The 21,462-nt window shown below is 71.8% G+C and carries 15 protein-coding genes, 1 pseudogene and 1 riboswitch; of the genes and pseudogenes, 1 reads left to right on the forward strand and 15 read right to left on the reverse strand.

What is annotated here, in order from left to right; translation table 11 throughout:
* Positions 1-713: 713 nt before the first annotated feature.
* Positions 714-987 (reverse strand): annotated as a pseudogene (locus tag ADL12_RS57065) (sugar ABC transporter substrate-binding protein); the annotation flags it as partial.
* Between the two features lie 311 nt (positions 988-1,298).
* On the opposite strand from ADL12_RS57065, the gene ADL12_RS34395 reads away from it, so the two are divergent.
* Positions 1,299-2,657: a glycoside hydrolase family 43 protein gene (locus ADL12_RS34395; RefSeq protein WP_062709593.1), complete on the forward strand. Its 1,359-nt coding sequence runs from the start codon at positions 1,299-1,301 to the stop codon at positions 2,655-2,657.
* Between the two features lie 592 nt (positions 2,658-3,249).
* On the opposite strand, the gene cobC is transcribed toward ADL12_RS34395, so the two are convergent.
* The 14 genes from cobC to ADL12_RS34465 all read right to left on the reverse strand — a co-directional run bounded on the left by cobC (position 3,250) and on the right by ADL12_RS34465 (position 21,445).
* On the reverse strand, positions 3,250-4,338 hold the full coding sequence (gene cobC, locus ADL12_RS34400; RefSeq protein ID WP_079052434.1) for an Rv2231c family histidinol phosphate aminotransferase CobC: 1,089 nt from the start codon (positions 4,336-4,338) through the stop codon (positions 3,250-3,252).
* Positions 4,295-5,236 (reverse strand): sirohydrochlorin chelatase, encoded by a 942-nt coding sequence (locus ADL12_RS34405; RefSeq protein WP_062709596.1) that lies wholly within the window; start codon positions 5,234-5,236, stop codon positions 4,295-4,297. Before ADL12_RS34405 ends, cobC begins: the two co-directional genes overlap by 44 nt.
* Positions 5,233-5,871 carry a precorrin-8X methylmutase gene (locus ADL12_RS34410; RefSeq protein WP_062709689.1) on the reverse strand — a complete coding sequence of 213 codons (639 nt, stop codon included), beginning with the start codon at positions 5,869-5,871 and terminating at the stop codon, positions 5,233-5,235. Before ADL12_RS34410 ends, ADL12_RS34405 begins: the two co-directional genes overlap by 4 nt.
* A 14-nt stretch (positions 5,872-5,885) precedes the next feature.
* A complete protein-coding gene (cobJ, locus tag ADL12_RS34415) occupies positions 5,886-7,589 on the reverse strand; it encodes a precorrin-3B C(17)-methyltransferase (protein ID WP_062709598.1) in 1,704 nt (567 codons plus the stop codon).
* Complete coding sequence (gene cbiE / locus ADL12_RS34420) at positions 7,586-8,857, reverse strand: precorrin-6y C5,15-methyltransferase (decarboxylating) subunit CbiE (RefSeq protein WP_244188153.1); 1,272 nt, start codon at positions 8,855-8,857, stop codon at positions 7,586-7,588. Before cbiE ends, cobJ begins: the two co-directional genes overlap by 4 nt.
* A complete protein-coding gene (gene cobM, locus ADL12_RS34425) occupies positions 8,854-9,672 on the reverse strand; it encodes a precorrin-4 C(11)-methyltransferase (protein WP_062709602.1) in 819 nt (272 codons plus the stop codon). The genes cbiE and cobM overlap by 4 nt, the downstream gene beginning before the upstream one ends.
* A gap of 90 nt (positions 9,673-9,762) precedes the next feature.
* Complete coding sequence (gene cobI / locus ADL12_RS34430; protein ID WP_425265175.1) at positions 9,763-10,497, reverse strand: precorrin-2 C(20)-methyltransferase; 735 nt, start codon at positions 10,495-10,497, stop codon at positions 9,763-9,765.
* Entirely contained in the window at positions 10,494-12,020 is a 1,527-nt protein-coding gene (locus ADL12_RS34435) for a cobyrinic acid a,c-diamide synthase CobB (RefSeq protein ID WP_062709608.1), read from the reverse strand. The genes cobI and ADL12_RS34435 overlap by 4 nt, the downstream gene beginning before the upstream one ends.
* 7 nt (positions 12,021-12,027) lie before the next feature.
* Positions 12,028-12,627 (reverse strand): cob(I)yrinic acid a,c-diamide adenosyltransferase, encoded by a 600-nt coding sequence (gene cobO, locus ADL12_RS34440; RefSeq protein WP_062709612.1) that lies wholly within the window; start codon positions 12,625-12,627, stop codon positions 12,028-12,030.
* The gene (locus tag ADL12_RS34445; protein ID WP_062709615.1) at positions 12,627-14,627 is read right to left on the reverse strand and encodes a putative cobaltochelatase; all 2,001 of its coding nucleotides are present in this window, start codon (positions 14,625-14,627) and stop codon (positions 12,627-12,629) included. Before ADL12_RS34445 ends, cobO begins: the two co-directional genes overlap by 1 nt.
* Positions 14,624-18,295 (reverse strand): cobaltochelatase subunit CobN, encoded by a 3,672-nt coding sequence (gene cobN / locus ADL12_RS34450; RefSeq protein WP_062709617.1) that lies wholly within the window; start codon positions 18,293-18,295, stop codon positions 14,624-14,626. The genes ADL12_RS34445 and cobN overlap by 4 nt, the downstream gene beginning before the upstream one ends.
* Entirely contained in the window at positions 18,292-19,824 is a 1,533-nt protein-coding gene (locus ADL12_RS34455) for a cobyric acid synthase (protein WP_062709618.1), read from the reverse strand. Before ADL12_RS34455 ends, cobN begins: the two co-directional genes overlap by 4 nt.
* The gene (locus tag ADL12_RS34460; RefSeq protein ID WP_062709620.1) at positions 19,821-20,765 is read right to left on the reverse strand and encodes a cobalamin biosynthesis protein; all 945 of its coding nucleotides are present in this window, start codon (positions 20,763-20,765) and stop codon (positions 19,821-19,823) included. The genes ADL12_RS34455 and ADL12_RS34460 overlap by 4 nt, the downstream gene beginning before the upstream one ends.
* 102 nt (positions 20,766-20,867) lie before the next feature.
* Positions 20,868-21,007: riboswitch (cobalamin riboswitch) on the reverse strand.
* A gap of 216 nt (positions 21,008-21,223) precedes the next feature.
* Positions 21,224-21,445: a hypothetical protein gene (locus ADL12_RS34465; protein WP_062709622.1), complete on the reverse strand. Its 222-nt coding sequence runs from the start codon at positions 21,443-21,445 to the stop codon at positions 21,224-21,226.
* Positions 21,446-21,462 lie beyond the last annotated feature (17 nt).

Below are 21,462 nucleotides of genomic sequence, written 5' to 3' on the forward strand. Positions count from 1 at the left end.
CCAAGCCAGACATTGGATGTGTTGAGAAGGATTGTGAGGAGTGCGAGTGCGGCGGCTTCCTGAGTGGTGAGGAAGCGGAGGCTGCGTGCAGTCCGCAGACTGACATGTACATCTCCTGTCGTTCTGTGCAGGCCATCACCGGGCGTGGAGCGCCAGATCGGGATGGCGGGGGAAGCTCGGTCTCGGTGTTGGCGGGACAGGACCGGCTGCCGCGCGACGCGGAAGGGGTCGACTGGATCCGGGTGACGGTGTGTCTGCCGTGCGCGGTGCACTTCGCCGTGGGTGACGGCGGGCCTGGGCACGCGATGCCGGTTGCCGATCCGAGCGCGCGTGTGCGGCGAGACGGTCTGCGGTTCTTTCGACGCTGCGAGGCGGCTCCTCGCCTGCGCCGCTTCGCACGTCCTGTTCTCGTACGACCCCTGTTTCTCTCTTGTTCAGGCCCAGCGGCCTTCGAAGTACGGCCAAGTCGGCGGCGGTCGACCGGGTCTCCGCCTCCAGGTCCTGACCGCTGTCGCGCCGTGCGGTGTGCCACCCAGCGCTCGGCCGGGGGAAGCTAGTTGTCCGATAAATCGAACGGCGTTCGTAAGTTCGGGCAGACGCTAAGTGTGGGAAGCGGGATGCGTCAATACCTCCGGCAGCAGTAGTCCGTGGGACCTGAGAAGGCTGGTCGCGGTCGGCGAATGTGCCACGCATGGCGTTTTTACCGGGGCAGGGCCGCCCTGGAGCATGGCGACCTCGCCCTTGCCGCCCAGCTTGGTGCCGAGGTACTGGCGCCTCCAGCTGCGCCGGCGTCGGCGCGATGGCGGCGGTGTCCTGCGGGGTCATCGCTAGGCCCTTGACGCCCTGGCGGATGAAGGTCTGGGCGCTGGCGGTGAGCTTGGCGACGTCGTTCTGGGAGTTGGTGGCCTTCAGGGAGACGCCGAGCTCCTTGGCGTACTCCGGCGTGTACTTGATGTACCAGTTCCAGAAGTCGGTTGGTGGCCCTGGCGACCGCGAGGGTCTGCCCGCTCGGTGACCGAGGTGTTGCTGCCGGAGACGACGACGCGGGTGGCGCCTTCCCCTGCCTCGCCGTCGACGAGGGCGGCACCGCCAACGGGGCCTCCTTGCGACGGAGGTTGGCCATGTGCTCCCCGGCGGTCCCGCGCCTGCGGAACGGGATGCCCCTGATGCATTGACGCACGCATGGCTGAAACCTATCTTCTGCTCGAACTGCCGCACATTGTTCGTAATTCCGAACAAATGACATTCCCTGTCATGGGGATCGGTCAAGCGGACGGGCCGGGCCCCTGGAGGAAGAGTTGAACAGAACCATAAGAAAACTGCTCACCCTGCTGGGCCCGCTGCTGCTGGTCCTGCTGGGTGCCCCCGCCCTTCAGGGCACCGCGGCCGCCGCCGCCCCGCCGGCCGGGCAGGCCACGCGGTACACGATGACCGCGTTCACCAACTCCAGTGAGTCGAACATGTACGTGTACGACTCGCCGGACGCCACCGGCTTCACCCTCCGCAAGGGCCCGGCGTACACCCCGCCGTCCGGTCTGATCCGGGACCCCAGCATCTTCAAGCACACGGACGGCTTCTACTACATCACGTACACCACCAACTGGACCGGGAACACGATCGGTTTCGCCCGGAGCGCCGACCGGGTGAACTGGACGTTCATGTACAACTACACGATCCCGATCAGCGGGCTGACCCGCACCTGGGCGCCGGAGTGGTTCGTCGACAGCGACGGCAGCGTCAACATCATCGTGTCGCTGACGGCGGCGAGTACCGCCACCCACTTCACCGCCTACAAGATCACGGCGACCAACTCCGCGCTGACCACCTGGTCCGCGCCCACCCAGCTGTCCGGCATCGGCCCGAACTACATCGACACCTTTGTCGTCAAGGTCGACTCCACCTACCACGCGTTCACCAAGAACGAGACGACGAAGTACATCGAGTACGCCACCGCCTCCAGCCTCACCGGCCCGTACACCTTCAAGAAGACCGGCAACTGGGCGGGCTTCGGCGACTGGGTCGAGGGCCCGGCCCTGGTCCAGCTCGACAACGGCGGCTGGCGCATCTACTACGACGGCTACCGCGCCGGGAAGTACTGGTACAGCGACAGCTACGACAATTTCGCCACCTGGACGACACCCACCGAGGTGCCCGGGCTGACCGGATTCATACGCCACGCCACCGTGCTGAAGGAGACGGTCTCCGGCGGCGTCACCACGCCCACCAACACCACCCGGTCGCTTCAGTCGGTCAACTTCCCCGACCGCTACGCCGTGGTGCGCTCCGACAGCCTCGGCTACATCGACCCGGTGAGCGCCTCCAGCAGCACCGCCGTGAAGCAGGGCGCCACCTTCACCGTCGTGCCCGGCCTCGCCGACGCCAACTGCTACTCCTTCCGCGACTCCTCCGGCCGCTATCTGCGCCACTGGGACTTCCGGGTCCGCTTCGACAGCAGCAACGGCACCGACACCTTCAAGAAGGACGCCACCTACTGCGCCCGCCCGGGCACCGCCTCCGGTTCCGTCAGCCTGGAGTCGTACAACTACCCCGGCCGCTACCTGCGCCACTACAACTACGCGCTGCGCGTGGACCTCTACCAGAACACCGACACGTTCCGCGCCGACAGCTCCTTCACGGTGGTCAACCCCTGGGCCTGACCTGTCCGACCCACCTCCTGCCGTGCCGTCGCGGACCCCACCCGCGGCGGCGCGAGGTCTACGAGCGCTTCCGCGAGGCGTTCGTCGCCCGCACCAAGCTGCTGCGCGTCGGCGACCCGCTCGACGAGCGAGGGTGCGGTGCTGCTGTGAGGCAACGACGCCACCGGCTCCTGTACGCGCTGTTCGCCCCGGTCGTGGTGCTGCAGCCGTTCACGTCCTTCGAGGACGCCTGCCCGCAATCCTGCGCTGTGCGCCCAGCGAGGTCGAAGGCAGGGACGAGGCGATCGTGGCCACCATGCGTGCCCGCCGCGGCCCCGACTCCGTCGGGCCTGCCCGAAGGCCGGGCCTGCCCTCATGTCGAGCTCGAAGGCGACGACCCTGCTTCGGTGAACGCCCGGGGCGCCGAGCTGCGATGCCGGATCAGCATCTCCGACAGAAGGCACCGCCCCCACACGACCGGAGTGATCGTGCGGGGCATCGGACCGTCCAGGCCGAATCCGTGGCCCGGAGGCGTGAGGGAAACCGCCCCCGTATTCCCGGACCACGGACACGATCCGTGCGTGCCCGCGGAGCAGCGATGCAGTCCCGCGCCTCAGCGACGCGCCAGCGCCTGGTCCAGCGCCTGCAGGAAGGAACTGACCGTCCCCCGGTCCCGCACCGCCAGCCGCAACCACTCCTCGCCCAGCCCGGGGAAGGTGTCCCCACGCCGCACCGCGAACCCGAGCTCGCGCAGATGCTCCCGTACCGCTGCCGCCCTCGGCAGGCGGACGAGCACGAAGGGCCCCTCGGCGGGCTCGACGACCCGGAGTCCTGCCGACGCGAACTCGCCCAGCCCCGCGACGAGATGGGCCCGGTCGGCGGCGATGCGGTGGGCCGCGTGGGCCGCCTCCGCCAGGGCCGGGGACGACATGCAGGCCTCGGCGGCGGTGAGCGCGGGTGTGGAGACCGGCCACAGGGGCTGGGCGCGCTCCAGGTCGGCGATGGTTTCCGGGGCGGCGAGGACGTAGCCGATCCGCAGGCCGGCCAGGCCCCAGGTCTTGGTCAGGCTGCGGAGCACCACCAGACCCGGTATGTCCGTGCGGCTCGCCAGCGCCTCCCGCTCACCCGGCACCGCGTCCATGAACGCCTCGTCCACCACCAACGTCCGCCCGGGGCGGGCGAGTTCGGCGAGGGACGCGGCCGGGTGGAGCACCGAGGTCGGGTTGGTGGGGTTGCCGACGACCACCAGGTCGGCCTCCTCAGGGACGGCCGCCGGGTCGAGGCGGAAGCCGTCCTCCTCCCGCAGCAGCACCCGGTCGACCGTGTGGCCCGCGTCCCGCAGGGCCGCCTCCGGCTCCGTGAACTGCGGGTGCACGACGACCGGTCGGCGTACCTTCAGTGCCCGCGCCAGCAGGACGAACGCCTCCGCGGCCCCCGCCGTCAGCAGCACCCGTTCCGCCGGCAGCCCGTGCCGCGCCGCCACCGCCGCCCGCGCGGCCCGCCCGTCCGGGTAAGCCGCGAGGGAGCCCAGCGACTCGGCGATCCGCTCGCGCAGCCACGCGGGCGGCGTGTCCGCGCGGACGTTCACGGCGAGGTCGACGAGCGCCGAGCCGTCGTCACGGACCTCGGCGTCGCCGTGGTGGCGAAGGTCGTGCGCCTCAGTGGGCATGGGAGTGGGCGCCGTGGTGGTGGCCGTGGTCATGATGACCGTGCCCGTGGTGGTGGCCGTCGTCGTCCGGGTGGAAGTGCGGCTGCTGGGGCATGCCGACCTTGTCCTCGAAGCCGGGCAGTGCTATGCGGTACACGCACGAGTCGCAGTTCATCCGCAGGTCGCCCTTGAGGGCCTCCTCGTAGCGCTCCATCACCAGGTCGAGCAGCTCCCGCTCGGGACCGATGACGTCCGCCGAGCGCACCTCGACCTCCGGGTGCGCGGCCGCCCAGCCCTCCGTCTGCTGCCGTACGCGGTCCGGCAGGATGCCGGTGAAGAGGAAGTAGGGGAGGACGACGATCTTCCGCGCCCCCAGCTTCACGCAGCGATCCAGGCCGCTCGGCACGTCCGGCGCCGCGAGCGACACGAACGCCGTCTCCACGCCCGCGTATCCGCGCCCCTCCCACAGCAGCCGCGCCGCCTTGTGCACCTCGGCGTTGGCGTCGGGGTCCGTGGAACCGCGCCCGACCAGCAGCACGGTCACGTCGGCCCGGTCGCCGGGCGTGCGGCCCTCGGTGCCGAGCGCCTCGTCCAGGCGCCGCTCCAGGACGGACAGCAGCGCCGGGTGCGGGCCCAGCGGGCGGCCGTAGGTGTACGAGATCCCGGGGTGCCGCTCCTTCTCGCGGGCCAGCGCCGCCGGGATGTCCCCCTTGGCGTGCCCGGCGGACACCAGCATCAGCGGCACCGCGGCGAACCGCCGTACGCCCCGCTCGACCAGCTCGGTCACGGCGTCGCCCAGCGGCGGCGGGGACAGCTCGATGAAGCCGCCCGCGACGGGCAGCTCGGGGTGGCGGGCCCCCAGCTCCCGGACGAAGTCGCGGAACGCCTCGGCCCCGGCGTCGTCCCGGGTGCCATGACCGGCGATGAGCAGGGCGGGCGGCGGGGTGGTCACGATTTCTCCTCGGTCTTCTGGGACTCGTTCTTCTGAGACTCGGTCTTTTGAAGCTCGGTCTTCTGCGCAAGGGGGTGGTACAGCAGGGCGTTGAGCGCGGCGGAGGCGACCGCCGAACCGCCCTTCTCGGACACGTTGCTCACGGCGGGCAGCCCGCTCTCGCGCAGCGCGGCCTTGGACTCGACCGCGCCGACGAAGCCGACGGGCAGGCCGATGACGAGGGCCGGGGCGGCGTCCAGGGTCAGCAGCTCCTCAAGGGCGGTCGGCGCGTTGCCGATCACCCAGAGGGCACCCGGGCCGACCTGCTCGTAGGCGAGCCGGATCGCGTGCGCCGAACGGGTCAGTCCCGGACCGGACTTGGCGTCCCTGAGCCGGCAGACGGTCTCCCGCCGGGTGATGCCGGCCGCGACCATCTCCACGTCCGTGACGACGGGCGCGCCGGAGTGCAGCGCGGAGTGCGCCTTCTCCAGGTCGCCCTCGTCCATGACGAGATCGGTGGCGTAGTCGAGATCCGCGGCGGAGTGGATGACTCTCTCCACCACCGCCCGGGTCAGCGGCGGGAAGTGCGAGGTGTCCAGGCGGGCGCGCAGCCGCCGGTAGGACTCCACTTCGATCGGATGAACCACACGATCCACGCGATCCACACGGTTCACTTGGCGCCCTCCTGCGATGCCTGCCACCGGTAGCCGCGCGGCGTCACCATGCGCCCCGCGATGTCCCGGGTCGCGGTGTTGCCCACGGTCACGACCGTCATCATGTCGACCGTCGCCGGGTCGAGGGCGCCCAGTGTCGTGAGCCGACTGGACTCGTCCGGCCGCGACGCGTTCCGTACGACACCGACCGGCGTCGTCGGCTTCCGGTGCTCGGCGAGGATCGCGAGGGCCTTCGGCAGCTGCCAGTCGCGGCCCCGGGAGCGGGGGTTGTAGAAGGTGACCACGATGTCGGCCTCGGCCGCGGCCCGCACCCGCCGCTCGATGACCTCCCACGGAGTGTGCAGGTCGGAGAGGCTGATCGACACGTGGTCGTGTCCGAGCGGCGCCCCGAGGATCGCGGCGGCCGCGAGGGCGGCGGTGACGCCCGGGATCCCGATCACGTCGATGTCGTCGGAGGCCTCGGCGAGCGCGGGGGAGGCCATGGCGTACACGCCCGCGTCCCCGCTGCCGATCAGCGCGACCGCCTGCCCCTTGCGGGCCTCCTCGACGGCCGTCCGGGCCCGCTCCTCCTCGGCGCCGAGCCCCGACTCCAGGATCCGGGTGCCGGGCCGCAGCAGATCGCGGATCTGGTCGACGTACTGGTCGAGCCCGACGAGCACGGAGGCGCGCCGCAGTTCCGCCGTCGCGCGCGGCGTCAGCAGATCACGGGCACCGGGCCCGAGCCCGACGACCGCGAGTCGCCCGCGCCCCGGACGCCGTACGACGGCACAGGTCGCCATCGCCGGCTGCCCGTCGGCGCGCTCCGACTTCCGCTTGGGTACAAGGAGTTCGCCGCCCCGCACGAGTGCGGCGGCCTCGGCGACGGAGGGGGTGCCCACGGCGGCGAGGGGCGCGTCGGAGGGGTTGGGGACCTCGACGGCGGCCAGTTCCTCGGCGGAGTGGGTGACGAGGGGGACGCCGAGCCGGGCGGCGGCCTCGACGATGCCGGGTTCGTCGGCCTTGGCGTCGACGGTGGCGAGTTCGGCGAGGGAAGCGGGGGAGAGGCCGGCGTCGCCGAGCGCGCTCTCGATCAGCCCGAGTACCTCGTCGACAGGGGCGCCCTTGGAGGCACCGACGCCGACGACGAGGGACGGCGGGCGCAGGACGACCTCGCGCTCGGCGGCGCGCTCCACGAGCCGATCCGTCAGACGGATGGTGTACGTACCCTCGGCGGCGACCGGGAGCGGTGGCAGCGGCCAGGCCAACTCGGCCTTCAACGCCACCGGTTCACCGTCGAGCAGGGCCCGCGAGACCCCGGCGACATCGCCCTCCACCGGAAACCCGAGGGTGTCCAGACCGGGCACCCCCACGGCATCGGTCGCCGTCGTCACCACGGGCTCGACCGCCAGCAACTCCCCGACCTCCCGGGCGAGTTCATTGGCCCCGCCGCCGTGCCCGCCGACCAGCGACACGGCGAACCGCCCGCCCTCGTCGACGCACACCACACCCGGGTCGGTCGCCTTGTCACCCAGCAGCGGGGCGATCAGCCGTACGACCGCTCCCGTGGCCAGAAAGCACACGAGCTGCTCGCACTCCGCGAACGCCCGCCGTACGGCGTCCCCGACGGGCCCGTCGTACACGCGCACGCGGTCCGGCCACGCCGCGGCCAGCCGGTCCCGCGCCGCCGCCCCCGCCGCGGTGGCGGAAATGAGGCCGATCACTGTGCAACTCCTTCAATACGGCTGTCGGGCCTGACACCCCACAGGAGAAAAACGGGATTGGTGGCCGCCAGCCGGGTCACGTCCCCCGGCAGCGGCGCGAGCCTGGACGACTGCAACAGCACCCCGTCGCAGTCGAACCCGGCACCCTTCAGCGCCTCACGTGCCGCAGGCACCCGGTCAAGGGCCGCCATGGCGACCACGACCGCCCGCCGCGCCCGCCGCGCGCACGCCGTGACGATGGCGGGCAGCTCGCGCCCCCCGCCCCCGATGAACACCGCGTCGGGATCGTCGAGGTCGGACAGGACGGTCGGCGCCGCCCCGTGCACGACGTGGACGTCGACGCCGTGCGCGGCGGCGTTGGCGCGGATCCGCTCCACGCCGTCCGCGGTCTTCTCGACCGCGGTGACGGCGGCACCGAACCGTGCGCACTCCACGGCCACCGACCCGGAGCCGGCGCCGATGTCCCAGACGAGGTCGCCGAGGCGCGGCCCGAGCCGGGCCAGGGCGAGAGCCCGTACCTCGAACTTGGTGATCATGGAGTCGCGATGCGTGAACTCGCCCTCGTCCAGGGCCCATTCGGCGGGTGCGGCGGCCGCCCCGGCGACCGTACGCACGCCACCCGGCGCCCGCGTCTCGTCCAGGCAGAGCACGACACTCACCGCCGTACCCCAGTCCCGCCGCGCGGCCTCGCCCGGGGACACCCGCTCCACGCGCTCGCGGGCGGGGTCGCCCAGCGCGGACGCGACGACCAGGACCCGCCCGGGGGCGGTACGGGCGAGCGCCGCGCCCAACTCGGCGGGCCCGGCGCCCGGTCCGGTCAGCACGGCGACCTTCGGATGCGCCCGGCAGACGTTGACGGCCGTGTGCGGCTGCCGCCCGTGCGCGCTGACGACGACCGCGTCGTCCCAGGTCAGCCCGAGGCGCGCGAAGGCGGCGGCGACGGAGGACACACCGGCCCGCACATCGAGCCGCTCCGCCCCGAACCGCTCGGCCAGCACCCGCACGATTCCGAAGAACCCGGGGTCGCCGGAGGCCAGCACGACCACCCGCCGGTCCTTCGCGACGTACTCCGCGACGGTGTCGAGGGCAGGAGCCAGCGCCCCGAGCACGACCCGCTCCACGCCGTCGGCCAGTCGTACGGCGTCCAGATGCCGCCGCCCGCCGACCACCAGCTCGGCCCCGGCGAGGACGTCCTCGGGCAGCGGCGCCCCCGTCCCTGTACCGACGACCGTGATCGGGCGCTCGGGGATCGGCCGCTCGGAGATCACGTGCTTGCCCCGCGCTCGCGCAGCGCCCGCCGCGCCTGCGGGTCGGCCTTCCGGTACCCGTGGAAGTGACCGGGGTGGTAGAGGTGCGAGCGCGTGCCGTGCGCGTCGAGGGCCGGGCCGACGAGGAACAGGGTGTGCTTCCAGAGCTTGTGCTCCTTGACGGTCTCCTCCAGAGTCCCGATGGTGCACTTCACGACGAGTTCCTCCGGCCAGGTCGCCTGGTAGGCGACGACGACCGGTGTGTCCGTCGGATACCCGCCCTCCAGCAGTTCCCGCACCAGCTGTCCGCTACGGGCGGCCGACAGGAAGATCGCCATGGTGGTCCCGTGCTTGGCGAACTCCCGCACCTCCTCGCCGGGCGGCATCGGCGTCTTGCCGCCCCCGAGCCGGGTGAGGACGACGGACTGCGCGACCTCCGGGATGGTCAGCTCGCGCTGGGCGAGCGCGGCGACGGCGGAGAAGGCGGAGACGCCGGGCACGACCTCGGTGGCGACTCCGATCCCGGCACACCGGTCGAGCTGCTCCTGCGTACCGCCCCACAGGGCAGGGTCACCGGAGTGAATACGCGCGACCTTGAGCCCGGCCTCATGGGCCCGCTCGTACACGGCGACGACGTCCTCCAGGGACATGGTGGCCGAGTCGAGGATCTCGGCGTCCTCGCGCGCGTGCTGGAGGACCTCCGCCTGCACCAGGCTGGCCGCCCAGATCACGACATCGGCCTCGGCGATGGCACGCGCGGCACGGAACGTCAGCAGATCGGCGGCGCCGGGGCCGGCACCGACGAAGGTCACCTTGCCGGTGGGGGCATCGGCCATGGGAATCGGTCCTCTCCTACGGGTCTTACGAGTGCGACGAGGTCTGCGGATGCCGGAGCCGTACGTCACGGCACCGGGTGGGCGAGGGGCTCACAACTTGCCGCCCCGCCCACCGTCGCGCGGGGCGGGTGCGATGAGCGTCGACAGGTAGGGCAGGGGAGCGTCGTCGAGGTCGGCGGCCGGCCGGATCGACTCCTCCGCCAGCCCCAGCGCCGACCCCCACACCGCGTTCTCGATCCGCCCGGTCTCCCGCAGCGCCTCGGCGACCTCCCCGGCCTGCCGCCCGAACTTGTAGGCGACAACGGTCCCGGACCCGCCGAGGGCCTCCTTGAGCACCGTCGCCCCCGCCGTGACGGGCACGAGCGTGAGCGGCTCGGTCCCCTCGGTGAGCACGGCTCCCGAACGGGCGGCGAGGTCCTGCATCGCGGTGATGCCGGGGACGGTCTCGACGACAGTGTCGGGCAGCGACTCGCCGATGGTCTGGGCGAGATAGGTGAAGGTGGAATAGACGTTGGGGTCACCGATGGTGGCGAAGGCGACCGTGGAGTGACTCCGCAGCAGCTCGGCGACCCGCTCGCCCGCCGCATCCCAGGCGGCCTCGCGCCGAGCCCGGTCGGTCCGCTCGTTGAGCGCGAACACGACCCGGACGATCTTCTCCGCGGGCACGTAGTGCAACACGGTCGCCTCAGCACGCCCCCGCTCGCCCGTGTCCATGACGGGCACGACGACGACATCGGCGGCACGCAGCGCGTTGACGCCCTTGACGGTCACCAGCTCCGGATCGCCGGGACCGACGCCGACTCCGATCAACCTGCTGCTGCTCATGACGTCCGGCACCTCTCGACGAACCGACGGGCGACACCGGGCTGTGCGGCCCAGTGCGTGTGCAGATAACTCGCGTGCACGCCCTGCTGTACGAAACCTTCGACCCGCCGTTGAGGGGCCCTGACCCCCCAGGCGGGCGCCGCCCCCGAGCCGGGCTCGACGACGGTCCGATGAAACTCGTGCCCCCGCATCCGCGTCCCGGCAGCGGCGAGGGAACTGTCGCTGACGGCGACGGCGTCCCGGTACCCGAGCGTGAGCCGCTCGCTCATCCGGCCGGTGGCATCGAGCACCCCGCACATGGGCTGCCCGTCCAGCTCCCGACACAGATAGAGCAGCCCGGCACACTCGGCGGCGACGGGAGCGCCGCTCAACGCGAAGTCACCGATGGCCTTGCGCAGGGGTTCGTTGCCGGACAGCTCGGCGGCGTACACCTCGGGGAATCCGCCGCCGATGACCAGGCCACGGGTGCCGTCGGGAAGTTGCTCGTCCCGAAGGGGGTCGAAGGGGACGACTTCGGCACCGGCGGCGGCGAGCAGCTCGGCGTGCTCGGCGTAGGAGAAGGTGAAGGCGGGACCACCGGCGACGGCAACTCTCACCGCTTGAGGACGAGAACAGCCGCCCGCGCTTGTCGACGCCGGCCCGCACCCTCCAGCCCGTCCGGCGTTTGAGGACGAGGCCCGTTCAGGGCCGAAGCGGGGGTCTGGGGGCGCGGCCCCCAGGGTCGGGACGGGAAGGGGCGGCGGGGGCGAGGAAGCCACGACCTCGGCTGCATCCCAAGCCGCACCCGACAACGCTCCCGCACTCCGGGCCAGCCCCAGCAACCCTTCCAGATCGCAGCCTCGCTCAACCTGCGCGGCCATCGCCGCAACCGCCTCCACAGCAGCAGCCCGCCGCTCAGCCACCGGCACCAACCCCAGATGCCGCGACGGCGTATCCACCTGAGCCACCCGCCGCAGCACCCCCATCACAGGCACCCCGGCCGAATCCAACGCCTCCCGCAGCAACTCCTCATGCCGATCCGACGCGACCTTGTTCAGAATCACGCCCCCGACCCGCACCTCCGGATCCCACGACGCAAACCCATGCACCAGCGCCGCAACGGACCGCGACTGCGACGACGCGTCGACGACAAGCACCACCGGCGCCCGCAGCAACTTCGCCACATGCGCGGTGGACGCCAGCTCACCCTCCGCGCCGGCCCCGTCGTACAGCCCCATGACGCCCTCGACGACGGCGATGTCACACCCGCGCGCCCCGTGCAGAAACAACGGCCCGATCAACTCCGGCCCGCACAGATACGCGTCGAGGTTCCGCCCCACCCGCCCGGTCGCGAGCGCGTGATACCCGGGATCGATGTAGTCCGGCCCCACCTTGTGCGGAGACACGGCAAGCCCCCGCGCGGCGAGCGCGGCCATCAACCCGGTGGCGACGGTGGTCTTGCCACTGCCGGAGGCCGGCGCGGCGATGACCAACCGAGGGACGGACGAGGACGACGAGGACGACGAGGACGACGAGGAGGACATCACGCGATCACCACTCGATGCCTCTCTGGCCCTTCTGACCTGCGTCCATGGGGTGCTTCACCTTGGACATGTCGGTCACGAGGTCGGCGAACTCGACGAGCTTCTCGGGCGCGTTCCGCCCGGTGATCACCACATGCTGGTTCCCGGGCCGATTCCGCAGCACATCGACGACCTCGTCGGTGTCCACCCACCCCCAGTGCATCGGGTAGGCGAACTCGTCGAGCACGTACAGCTTGTACGTCTCGGCAGCCAGGTCCCGCTTGACCTGCTCCCAGCCCTCCCGGGCCTTGTCCTCGTTGTCCATCTGATCGTCACGCTGCACCCATGACCAGCCCTCACCCATCTTGTGCCAGTCGACGGACCCGCCCTCACCACTGGCACCGAGCACCCGCAGCGCCTTCTCCTCGCCGACCTTCCACTTGGCCGACTTGACGAACTGGAACACCCCGATGGGCCACCCCTGGTTCCAGGCGCGCAGGGCGAGCCCGAACGCAGCGGTCGACTTGCCCTTCCCGACGCCCGTGTGCACGACGACAAGCGGCCGATTACGACGCTGACGAGTCGTCAGTCCATCGTTCGGCACCACACTCGGCTGACCCTGAGGCACTATGCGGCCCTCCTCTTCGACACACCCTGCACATCCCGCACCAGCCCGGCGATGGAGTCCGCCCGCAACTCGTCCAGCGTCACCGCGGCACCCCCCAGCTCACCCGCGAGCTGCCCGGCCAGCCCCAGCCGCACGGGCCCCGACTCGCAGTCGACCACCACGGACGCGACGCCCTCCGCCGCGAACAACCGAGCCGCCCGCCCCGCGAGCGCGACCGGTTCCGGCCCACCCGTGGCCCGCCCATCGGTCACCACCACGACGAGCGCCCGCCGAGCCGGATCCCTGAGCCGCTCCACCCGCAGCACCTCATGGGCCTTGAGCAGCCCGGCCGCCAGCGGAGTACGCCCACCGGTCGGCAGCGACTCCAGCCGAGCCGCGGCGGCATCCACCGACGAGGTCGGCGGCAGCGCGACATCGGCGGCCGACCCGCGAAACGTCACGAGCCCCACCTTGTCCCGCCGCTGATACGCGTCCAGCAGCAGCGACAGCACGGCCCCCTTCACCGCACTCATCCGCTGCCGGGCCGCCATCGACCCGGAGGCGTCCACGACGAACAGCACGAGATTGCCCTCGCGCCCCTCCCGCACGGCCTGCCGCAGATCGTCCCGGCGCACGACGAGACCCCGCCCGGACCGCCCCCGAGCCCGCTGATGCGGCGCGGCCGCCTGCACGGTGGCCGCCAAGTGCAGCTTGGTCAGGGCCCCTCGGGGACGCCGAGCCCCCGTGGTGCGCCCATGTTCCGTCCGCGCCCGCGAACGCCGCCCGGCGGCACCCTCACCGATGCCCGGCACGCTCAGCACCTTCGCCCGGAACGGCTCGGACGCCCGTACGGGAGTCTGCTCCCCGGCCCCGGAAGCCTGCGGCTCCCCGCCCTCGCCGGCCTCGGGCCGGGCGCCGGAACCACCGTCGGCCTGGGGTCCCTCGGACGGCGGCTGTCCGCCACCTCCGCCGGGCCCGTCGGGGTCGGGATCCTCGTCGCCCTCGCCCTCACCGGAGAACTCCTCCAGCGTCTGGTCGAGCTTGTCCTCGTCGAGCCCCGGCGCGTCAAAGGGATTGCGCCGTCGCCGGTGCGGCAGCGCCAGCAGCGCCGCCTGCCGCACATCCTCGGCGAGCACATCGGTCCGCCCGGCCCACGCGGCCAGCGCGGTGGCCGTACGGGCCATCACGATGTCGGCCCGCATCCCGTCGACCTCGAAGGCGGCGCAGGTCGCCGCGATCTGCCGCAGCGCCCCGTCGCCCAGCCGCACCGACGGCAGCAGCTCCCGTGCCGCCACGATCCGCGCCCGTACGGCGGCCTCCTCGTCCGCCCACCGCGCGGCGAAGCCGGCCGGATCGTCGTCGTAGGCGAGCCGCCGCCGTACGACCTCCACCCGCTGGTCGGGCTCCCGCGAGGCCGCGACCTCGACGGTCAGCCCGAACCGGTCGAGCAGCTGCGGCCGCAGCTCGCCCTCTTCGGGGTTCATGGTCCCGACGAGCAGGAAACGGGCGGCGTGCCGTACGGAGACGCCCTCGCGCTCGACGTACGAGGCACCCATCGCCGCCGCGTCCAGCAGCAGGTCGACCAGGTGGTCGTGGAGCAAGTTGACCTCGTCGACGTACAGGATTCCGCGGTGGGCGTCCGCGAGGAGACCCGGCTCGAAGGCCTTCACGCCCTCGGCCAGCGCCCGCTCGATGTCCAGCGCGCCCACCAGCCGGTCCTCGGAGGCGCCGACGGGGAGTTCGACCATGCGGGCAGGGCGCTCGGCACCCGGCCCCGCCTCGTGCGGCCCGTCCGGGCACGCCGGGTCGGGAGCGGTCGGGTCGCACGAGAAACGGCACCCGGGGACGACCGGGACCTGGGGCATCAGCGCCGAAAGCGCGCGTACGGCCGTCGACTTGGCCGTGCCCTTCTCGCCGCGCACCAGCACACCGCCGACCGCCGGTGACACGGCGTTCAGCAGCAGCGCCAGCCGCAGATCGTCCTGGCCGACAACGGCCGTGAAAGGGAAGGGAGTTGTCACTTCTCGTCGCCCTCCAAGTCGCCTTCCAGCTCCAGGTAGGTGGCCCGCAGCCGCTCCAGCGTGTCCGCGTCCGGCTCGGCCCACAGCCCGCGGTCGGCGGCCTCCAGGAGCCGTTCGGTGATGCCACGCAGCGCCCACGGGTTGGACTTCTTCATGAAGTCCCGGTTCTCGGCGTCGAAGACGTACTCGGCCGACAGCTTCTCGTACATCCAGTCGTCGACCACGCCCGCCGTGGCGTCGTAGCCGAAGAGGTAGTCCACGGTCGCCGCCATCTCGAAGGCGCCCTTGTAGCCGTGCCGCCGCATGGCCGCCATCCAGCGGGGGTTGACCACGCGGGCCCGGAAGACGCGGTGCGTCTCCTCGCCCAGCGTGCGGGTCTTCACCTGGTCGGGAGTGGCCGAATCACCCACGTACGCCTCGGGGTTGGCGCCCGTCAGGTGCCGCACCATCGCGACCATGCCGCCGTGGTACTGGAAGTAGTCGTCGGCGTCGACGAGGTCGTGCTCGCGCGTGTCGACGTTCTTCGCGGCGACGTTGATCCGCTTGAACGCGGTCTCCATGTCCCCGCGCGCCGCCCGCCCATCGAGCCCGCGCCCGTAGGCGTAGCCGCCCCAGACGGCGTACACCTCGGCCAGGTCGGCGTCGGAACGCCAGTTCCGGGCGTCGATCAGCGGCAGCAGACCGGCGCCGTACGCACCCGGCTTGGAGCCGAAGATACGGGCCGTCGCGCGCCGCCGGTCGCCGTGCTCGGCGGTGTCCTCGTCGGCGTGGGCGCGCACGAAGTTCCGGTCGGCCGGCTCGTCCAGCTCCGCCACCGCCCGCACCGCGTCGTCGAGCAGCCCGACCACGTGCGGGAAGGCGTCCCGGAAGAAGCCGGAGATGCGCACCGTGACGTCGATGCGCGGCCGCCCGAGTTCCTCCAGGCCGACGACCTCGAAGCCGGTCACCCGGCGCGAGGCGTCGTCCCACACCGGCCGGCAGCCCAGCAGCGCCAGGATCTCGGCGATGTCGTCGCCCTGGGTGCGCATAGCGGACGTGCCCCAGACCGTCAGGCCGACGGACTTCGGGTACTCGCCGGTGTCCTGGAGGTAGCGGGCGACCAGCGAGTCGGCGAGCGACTGGCCGACCTCCCAACTCAGCCTGGACGGGATGGCCTTGGGGTCGACGGAGTAGAAGTTACGGCCGGTCGGCAGCACGTTCACGAGCCCGCGCGTCGGCGAACCCGACGGACCGGCGGGGACGTAACCGCCGTCGAGGGCCTTGAGGATGTGGCCGATCTCGTCGGTGGTCCTCGCCAGGCGGGGCACGACCTCGTTGCAGGCGAACTCCACCACGGCGACGGCGTCGGGGAGTTCGGTGCCGACGACGGCACGCACCAGAGGACGGCTCTCCGCGACCGCCCAGTCGCGCTCCTCCATCCCCTCCGCGATCCGCCGGCACAGCTGCTCCAGCAGGTCGATCGCGTCGGCGGCGGTACGCGACGGGCCCTCGACGAGGTCGGACAGCTCCACCGGCACCTTCACCGGCGCACCCGGTTCGCCCAGCAGCTCCTTCTCGTCGAGCCCGAAATGAGCGGCCAGCGAAGCGCGGAGCCCCGGCAGGGCATTGGCCTGCCCGCCCCACACCTGCGAGGCGCGCAGCACGGCGAGCACGAGGTTGACGCGCGGTTCACCGACCGGACCGCCACCCAGGATGTGCAGACCGTCGCGGATCTGCACGTCCTTGATCTCGCACAGATAGCCGTCGATGTGCATGACGAACTCGTCGAACGCCTCGTCGTCCGGCTGCTCGTCGACATGCAGGTCGTGGTGGAGCTCGGCCGCCTTGACCAGCGTCCAGATCTGCGCCCGGACCGCGGGCGCCTTCGTCGGGTCCAGGTCGGAGACGAGCGCGTACTCGTCGAGGAGCTGCTCCAGCTTGGCCAGGTCGCCGTAGGTGTCGGCGCGCGCCATCGGCGGCACGAGGTGGTCGACGACGGTGGCGTGACCGCGGCGCTTGGCCTGGGTGCCCTCGCCGGGATCGTTGACGATGAACGGGTAGATCAGCGGCAGATCACCGAGCACGGCATCCGGAGCGCAACCGCCGCTGAGCCCGAGCCCCTTGCCCGGCAGCCACTCCATCGTGCCGTGCTTGCCCATGTGCACGATCGCGTCGGCTCCGAAGCCCCCCTCCGATTTTGCAGCCTCCAGCCACCGGTAGGCCGCCATGTAGTGGTGCGACGGCGGCATGTCCGGGTCGTGGTAGATCGCGATCGGGTTCTCGCCGAAGCCGCGCGGCGGCTGGATCATCACGACGACGTTCCCGAACTGGAGCGAGGCGAGGACGATGTCGTCCCCGTCGACGTACAGCGACCCCGGCGGCTCGCCCCAGGCCTCCAGCATGGCCTGCTTGAGGTCCGGGTCCAGCTTGTCGAACCAGGCCCGGTAGTCGGCCAGCGGCACGCGCGCGGGCGCGGAAGCCAACTGCTCCTCGGTGAGCCACTCGACGTCGTGCCCGCCCGCCTCGATGAGGCGGTGGATCAACTCGTCGCCGCCCGCGGGGTACTCGGTGAGCCCGTACCCGGCGTCCTTGAGGGCGTCCAGCACCCGCACCGCCGACGCGGGCGTGTCGAGGCCGACCGCGTTGCCGACGCGCGAGTGCTTGGTCGGGTAGGCGGTGAAGACGAGCGCCAGCTTCTTGTCGGCGTTCGGCTTGTGCTTCAACTGCGCGTGCCGTACGGCGATCCCGGCGACGCGCGCTGCCCGCTCCGGGGCGGCGACATACACGGGTACGTCGTCGGGGCCCTGCTCCTTGAAGGAGAAGGGGACGGTGATGAGGCGGCCGTCGAACTCGGGGATCGCGACCTGCATCGCCGCGTCCATGGGGGAGAGGGCCGCGTCGGACTCGTCCCAGGCAGCGCGGCTGGAGGTGAGGCAGAGGCCCTGCAGGACCGGGATGTCGAGGTCGGCGAGGGCACCGATGTCCCACGCCTCCTCGTCGCCGCCCGCCGACGCCTGCGAGGCGTGCGTGCCGCCGGCGGCGAGGACGGTGGCGACGAGCGCGTCGGCCTTGCCGAGGATCTCGTAGAGTTCCGGGGCAGCGCCGCGCAGCGAACCGCAGTACACGGGAAGGGCGTTGGCGCCCCGCGCCTCGATGGCGTCGCACAGGGTGTCCACGAAGGCGGTGTTGCCGCTCAGCTCATGGGCCCGGTAGAAGAGCACGCCGACCGTCGGACGGCCGTCGACGAGGGGACGCTCGCCGTGGACGCCGTACTCCGGCATCTTCTGCGGCTCGACGAACCCCTCGCCCGTCAGCAGCACGGTGTCGGAGAGGAACCGGGCGAGTTCGGTGAGGTTGGCGGGCCCGCCCTCGACGAGATACTTCAGCGCCTCGGCCACGACACCGGCCGGGACGGACGACTCGGCCATCAACTCGGCGTCGGGGACGGCCTCGCCGCCCAGCAGCACGGTCGGGACACCGGACGCCTTCAGCTTGGCGAGCCCGTCCTCCCAGGCCCGCTTGCCGCCCAGCAGCCGCACGACGGCGAGGTCCGCGCCGTCGAGCAGCGCGGGCAGCTCGCTCTCGACGTCCACGCGGGTCGGGTTGCCGATCCGGTAGGCGGCACCGGAGGCGGCGCGGGCCGCCAGCAGATCCGTGTCGGCGGTCGACAACAACAACACAGTGCTCATGCGGGCGCTCCCGGTGGAATGAAAGGCAGTCCTTGCGGCGCGCCCGACTCGATGAGCCGCCAGAGCGCGTCCGTGTCCGCGTGCTGTTCGATCAGATCGCCGAGCCGGTCGAGCTGCTCCTCGCGCAGCGCGGCGAACGAGGTGTCGGCGGCCGGCACGAAACGGCGGCCCGCGGTGGCCGCCACCTCACGCAGGAAGGCCCGCCGGAAACCGTCCGACTCCAGCGAGCCGTGCCAGTGCGTGCCCCAGGTCTGACCGACCCGGCAGCCGTCCAGGCTGTGCCCATGGCCATCAGAGATGAACGTGGTGCCGCCGCTGATCTCGGCGACCCCGTGATGGATCTCGTACCCCTCGACGGGCTCACCGAGGGCTTCCCCGGTCGGCCGGGTCAGGGTCTTCTCCCGGGCGAACCGCACCCGTACGGGAAGGATCCCGAGCCCGTCGACATGCCCCTGTCGGCTCTCGACCTCGTCCTCGATGTGCTCGCCGAGGATCTGGAAGCCGCCGCAGATCCCGAGAACGGGCCTTTGCTCGGCGGCCCTTCGGACGACGGCCTGCGCCAGCCCCCGCTCCCGCAGCCACTCCAGGGCGCGGACGGTCCCGCGAGTGCCGGGGATCACCACCAGATCGGCGTCCTCCAACTCCTCCGGCCGGTCCACGAACCGCACCACGACACCCGGCTCGGCGGCGAGGGCGTCGACGTCGGTGAAGTTGGACATGAGCGGGACGGCACAGACGGCGACGCGCAGCACGTCCTCACCCACGGGGGCGGAGACCAGGGACTCCCGAACCGCTCCCCGCAGGGAGACCCGCAGCCCGTCCTCCTCGTCGATGCCGAGCCCGTGCCGGAAGGGCAGCACGCCGAACGTCCGCCGCCCGGTGAGCCCGTGCAGCATGTCGAGCCCGGGCTCCAGCAGGCTGACGTCCCCCCGGAACTTGTTGACGAGGAACCCGGCGACGAGCTCCTGATCCTCGGGGGAGAGAAGCGCGACCGTCCCGAAGAACGAGGCGAAGACCCCGCCACGGTCGATGTCACCGACGACAAGCACGGGAAGCCGCGCGTTGCGCGCGATCCCCATGTTCACGATGTCCGTCCGCCGCAGATTGATCTCGGCGGGAGAACCGGCCCCCTCACAGATCACCGCGTCATACGTGCCCCGCAACTCGGCGAGACAGTCGAGCACGGTCCCGAGGAGTTTCTGCTGCCGCCCCCCGTGATAGCCGCGCGCACTCAGCTCACCGACCGGCTTGCCCATGAGCACGACCTGACTGCTCTGCTCGCCACCGGGCTTGAGCAGCACGGGATTCATGAGCGCGGTCGGCTCCACCCGACAGGCCTGGGCCTGCATGGCCTGCGCCCGCCCGATCTCCGCACCCTCCCGCGTCACGAACGAATTGAGGGACATGTTCTGCGCCTTGAACGGCGCGACCTTGACCCCCTGCCGCACCAGCCACCGGCAGATCCCGGCGGTGACGACACTCTTGCCGGCGTCGGAGGTGGTACCGGCGACCAGGAGACCCCCGCTCATGACGTACGCCCTCTCTTCAGGAGTCGCGCGCCGGCGCACACGCCCAGCGCCAGCCAGCTGACGCGCTGCGAGAGACGTACGGCACGCTCGATGTCCGTGACCTGAACGGCCCGTCCGGCGGCCCCGTTCAGCACGGGCCGGTGCTCCACCCGCCCGCCGTACGACAGGGTCCCGCCAAGCCGCACCCCGAGGGCCCCGGCGAACGAGGCTTCGACGGGCCCGGCGTTGGGGCTCGGGTGCTTGGCGGCATCGGCGCGCCAGGCGCGTACGGCACCCCGGGGGTCACCCCCGGCGACAGCGGCCAGTACGGCGGTGAGCCGCGCCCCCGGCCACCCGGCCACGTCGTCGAGCCGAGCCGAAGCCCACCCGTAGCGCCGGTACTTGGCCGACTTGTGCCCCACCATGGCGTCGAGCGTGTTCACGGCGCGGAACCCGACGAGCCCGGGCACCCCTGCGACGGCTCCCCATACGAGGGCCCCCACCACCGCATCGGAGGTGTTCTCGGCAACGGACTCCACGACCGCCCGGGCGATCCCGTCCGCGTCCAGCGCCTGCGGATCCCGCCCACACAGATGCGGAAGCCTCTCCCGGGCCTTCTCGACGTCCCCGGCCTCCAGGGCACGCCCGACAGCCCGGGCCTCCCGGGCGAGCGAAGTCCCCCCGACGACCGCCCAGGTGGCGGCGCCGGTCAACGCGACGGAGGCGGCAGGGGACGTACGTACGACACGAGCGGCGAGCGCTCCGACGGCAGCGGCACCTCCGGCGCACACGGCGGTGTGCACCGCACCCCAGGCGCGGTGGTCGCGCCACATCACCCGTTCCACAGCGGCGGCGGCCCGCCCGAACACGGCGACCGGATGCCCCCGGCGAGGGTCGCCGAGCAGCAGATCACCGAGAAGTCCGGCGGTGGCGCCGTACGCGAAGACGCGATCGGCACGCATCGGGGTCAGCCGACCGCTGGGTCAGACGCGGGTCTGATACTGCATGTCGATCGGCAGGCGAGCATCGCGTTATGTCCTCACTCAGGGTGTCCACGCCCTGGTTCGACGAGACCGGCGGCGAGAGTTCCTGGCTCCCGGGGCTTTCTACCCCGGTGACAGTGGCGGGACCGCGCCGGACTTCCACCGGCTTCCTCTCCTGCTGCCGTACATGGCCCCGGCAGTCCACCACGGGGTTGGAAGGGGCGTCAACTTGCCGTTGACCTGCGAGGGGAGAGTGTGCAGAACCCCACACGAGTGACCTCGGCCGGCACTTCGCCGGGGCCCCGTGGACCGAACTCCGGGCGAATTTCCCTGTGACGAGTGGCGTTCCGTGAAGCCGGTACACGCAGACCGGGCGGGTGCGAGGAACACAGTCCCCGCATCCGCCCGGTGGATGCCGTACGTCAGATCGCGCCGGCTCAGGCCACGATCAGATAGATCCCGTACCCCACAGCCGCCGCACACGCCGCGAAGCAGGCGTACGCGCCGGTGAGCGCGAGAGCGGCCGAGCTGCCCTGGGCCGAGGCCTTCTCCTGGCGGGACAGGCCCGCGATGCCGAGGGTGAACAGGCCCACCAGGGCCACCGTGACCACGAGGCTGACGCCGAAGACGGAGCCGAGGGCCGCCCAGTCGATCTTCATGATTCTTCTTCCTGAGT

The sequence above is a fragment of the Streptomyces regalis genome (assembly GCF_001509475.1).
Classification (GTDB): Bacteria; Actinomycetota; Actinomycetes; order Streptomycetales; family Streptomycetaceae; genus Streptomyces; species Streptomyces regalis.

Coding starts and splice junctions, on each gene's coding strand:
- ADL12_RS34455 (WP_062709618.1), bottom strand. CDS start 19,824: ATGAGCGGGGGTCTCCTGGTCGCCGGTACCACCTCCGACGCCGGCAAG.
- ADL12_RS34465 (WP_062709622.1), bottom strand. CDS start 21,445: ATGAAGATCGACTGGGCGGCCCTCGGCTCCGTCTTCGGCGTCAGCCTC.
- ADL12_RS34435 (WP_062709608.1), bottom strand. CDS start 12,020: ATGTCCTCCTCGTCGTCCTCGTCGTCCTCGTCGTCCTCGTCCGTCCCT.
- cobN (WP_062709617.1), bottom strand. CDS start 18,295: ATGAGCACTGTGTTGTTGTTGTCGACCGCCGACACGGATCTGCTGGCG.
- ADL12_RS34460 (WP_062709620.1), bottom strand. CDS start 20,765: ATGCGTGCCGATCGCGTCTTCGCGTACGGCGCCACCGCCGGACTTCTC.
- cobI (WP_425265175.1), bottom strand. CDS start 10,497: ATGAGCAGCAGCAGGTTGATCGGAGTCGGCGTCGGTCCCGGCGATCCG.
- cobC (WP_079052434.1), bottom strand. CDS start 4,338: ATGACCACGGCCACCACCACGGCGCCCACTCCCATGCCCACTGAGGCG.
- cobM (WP_062709602.1), bottom strand. CDS start 9,672: ATGGCCGATGCCCCCACCGGCAAGGTGACCTTCGTCGGTGCCGGCCCC.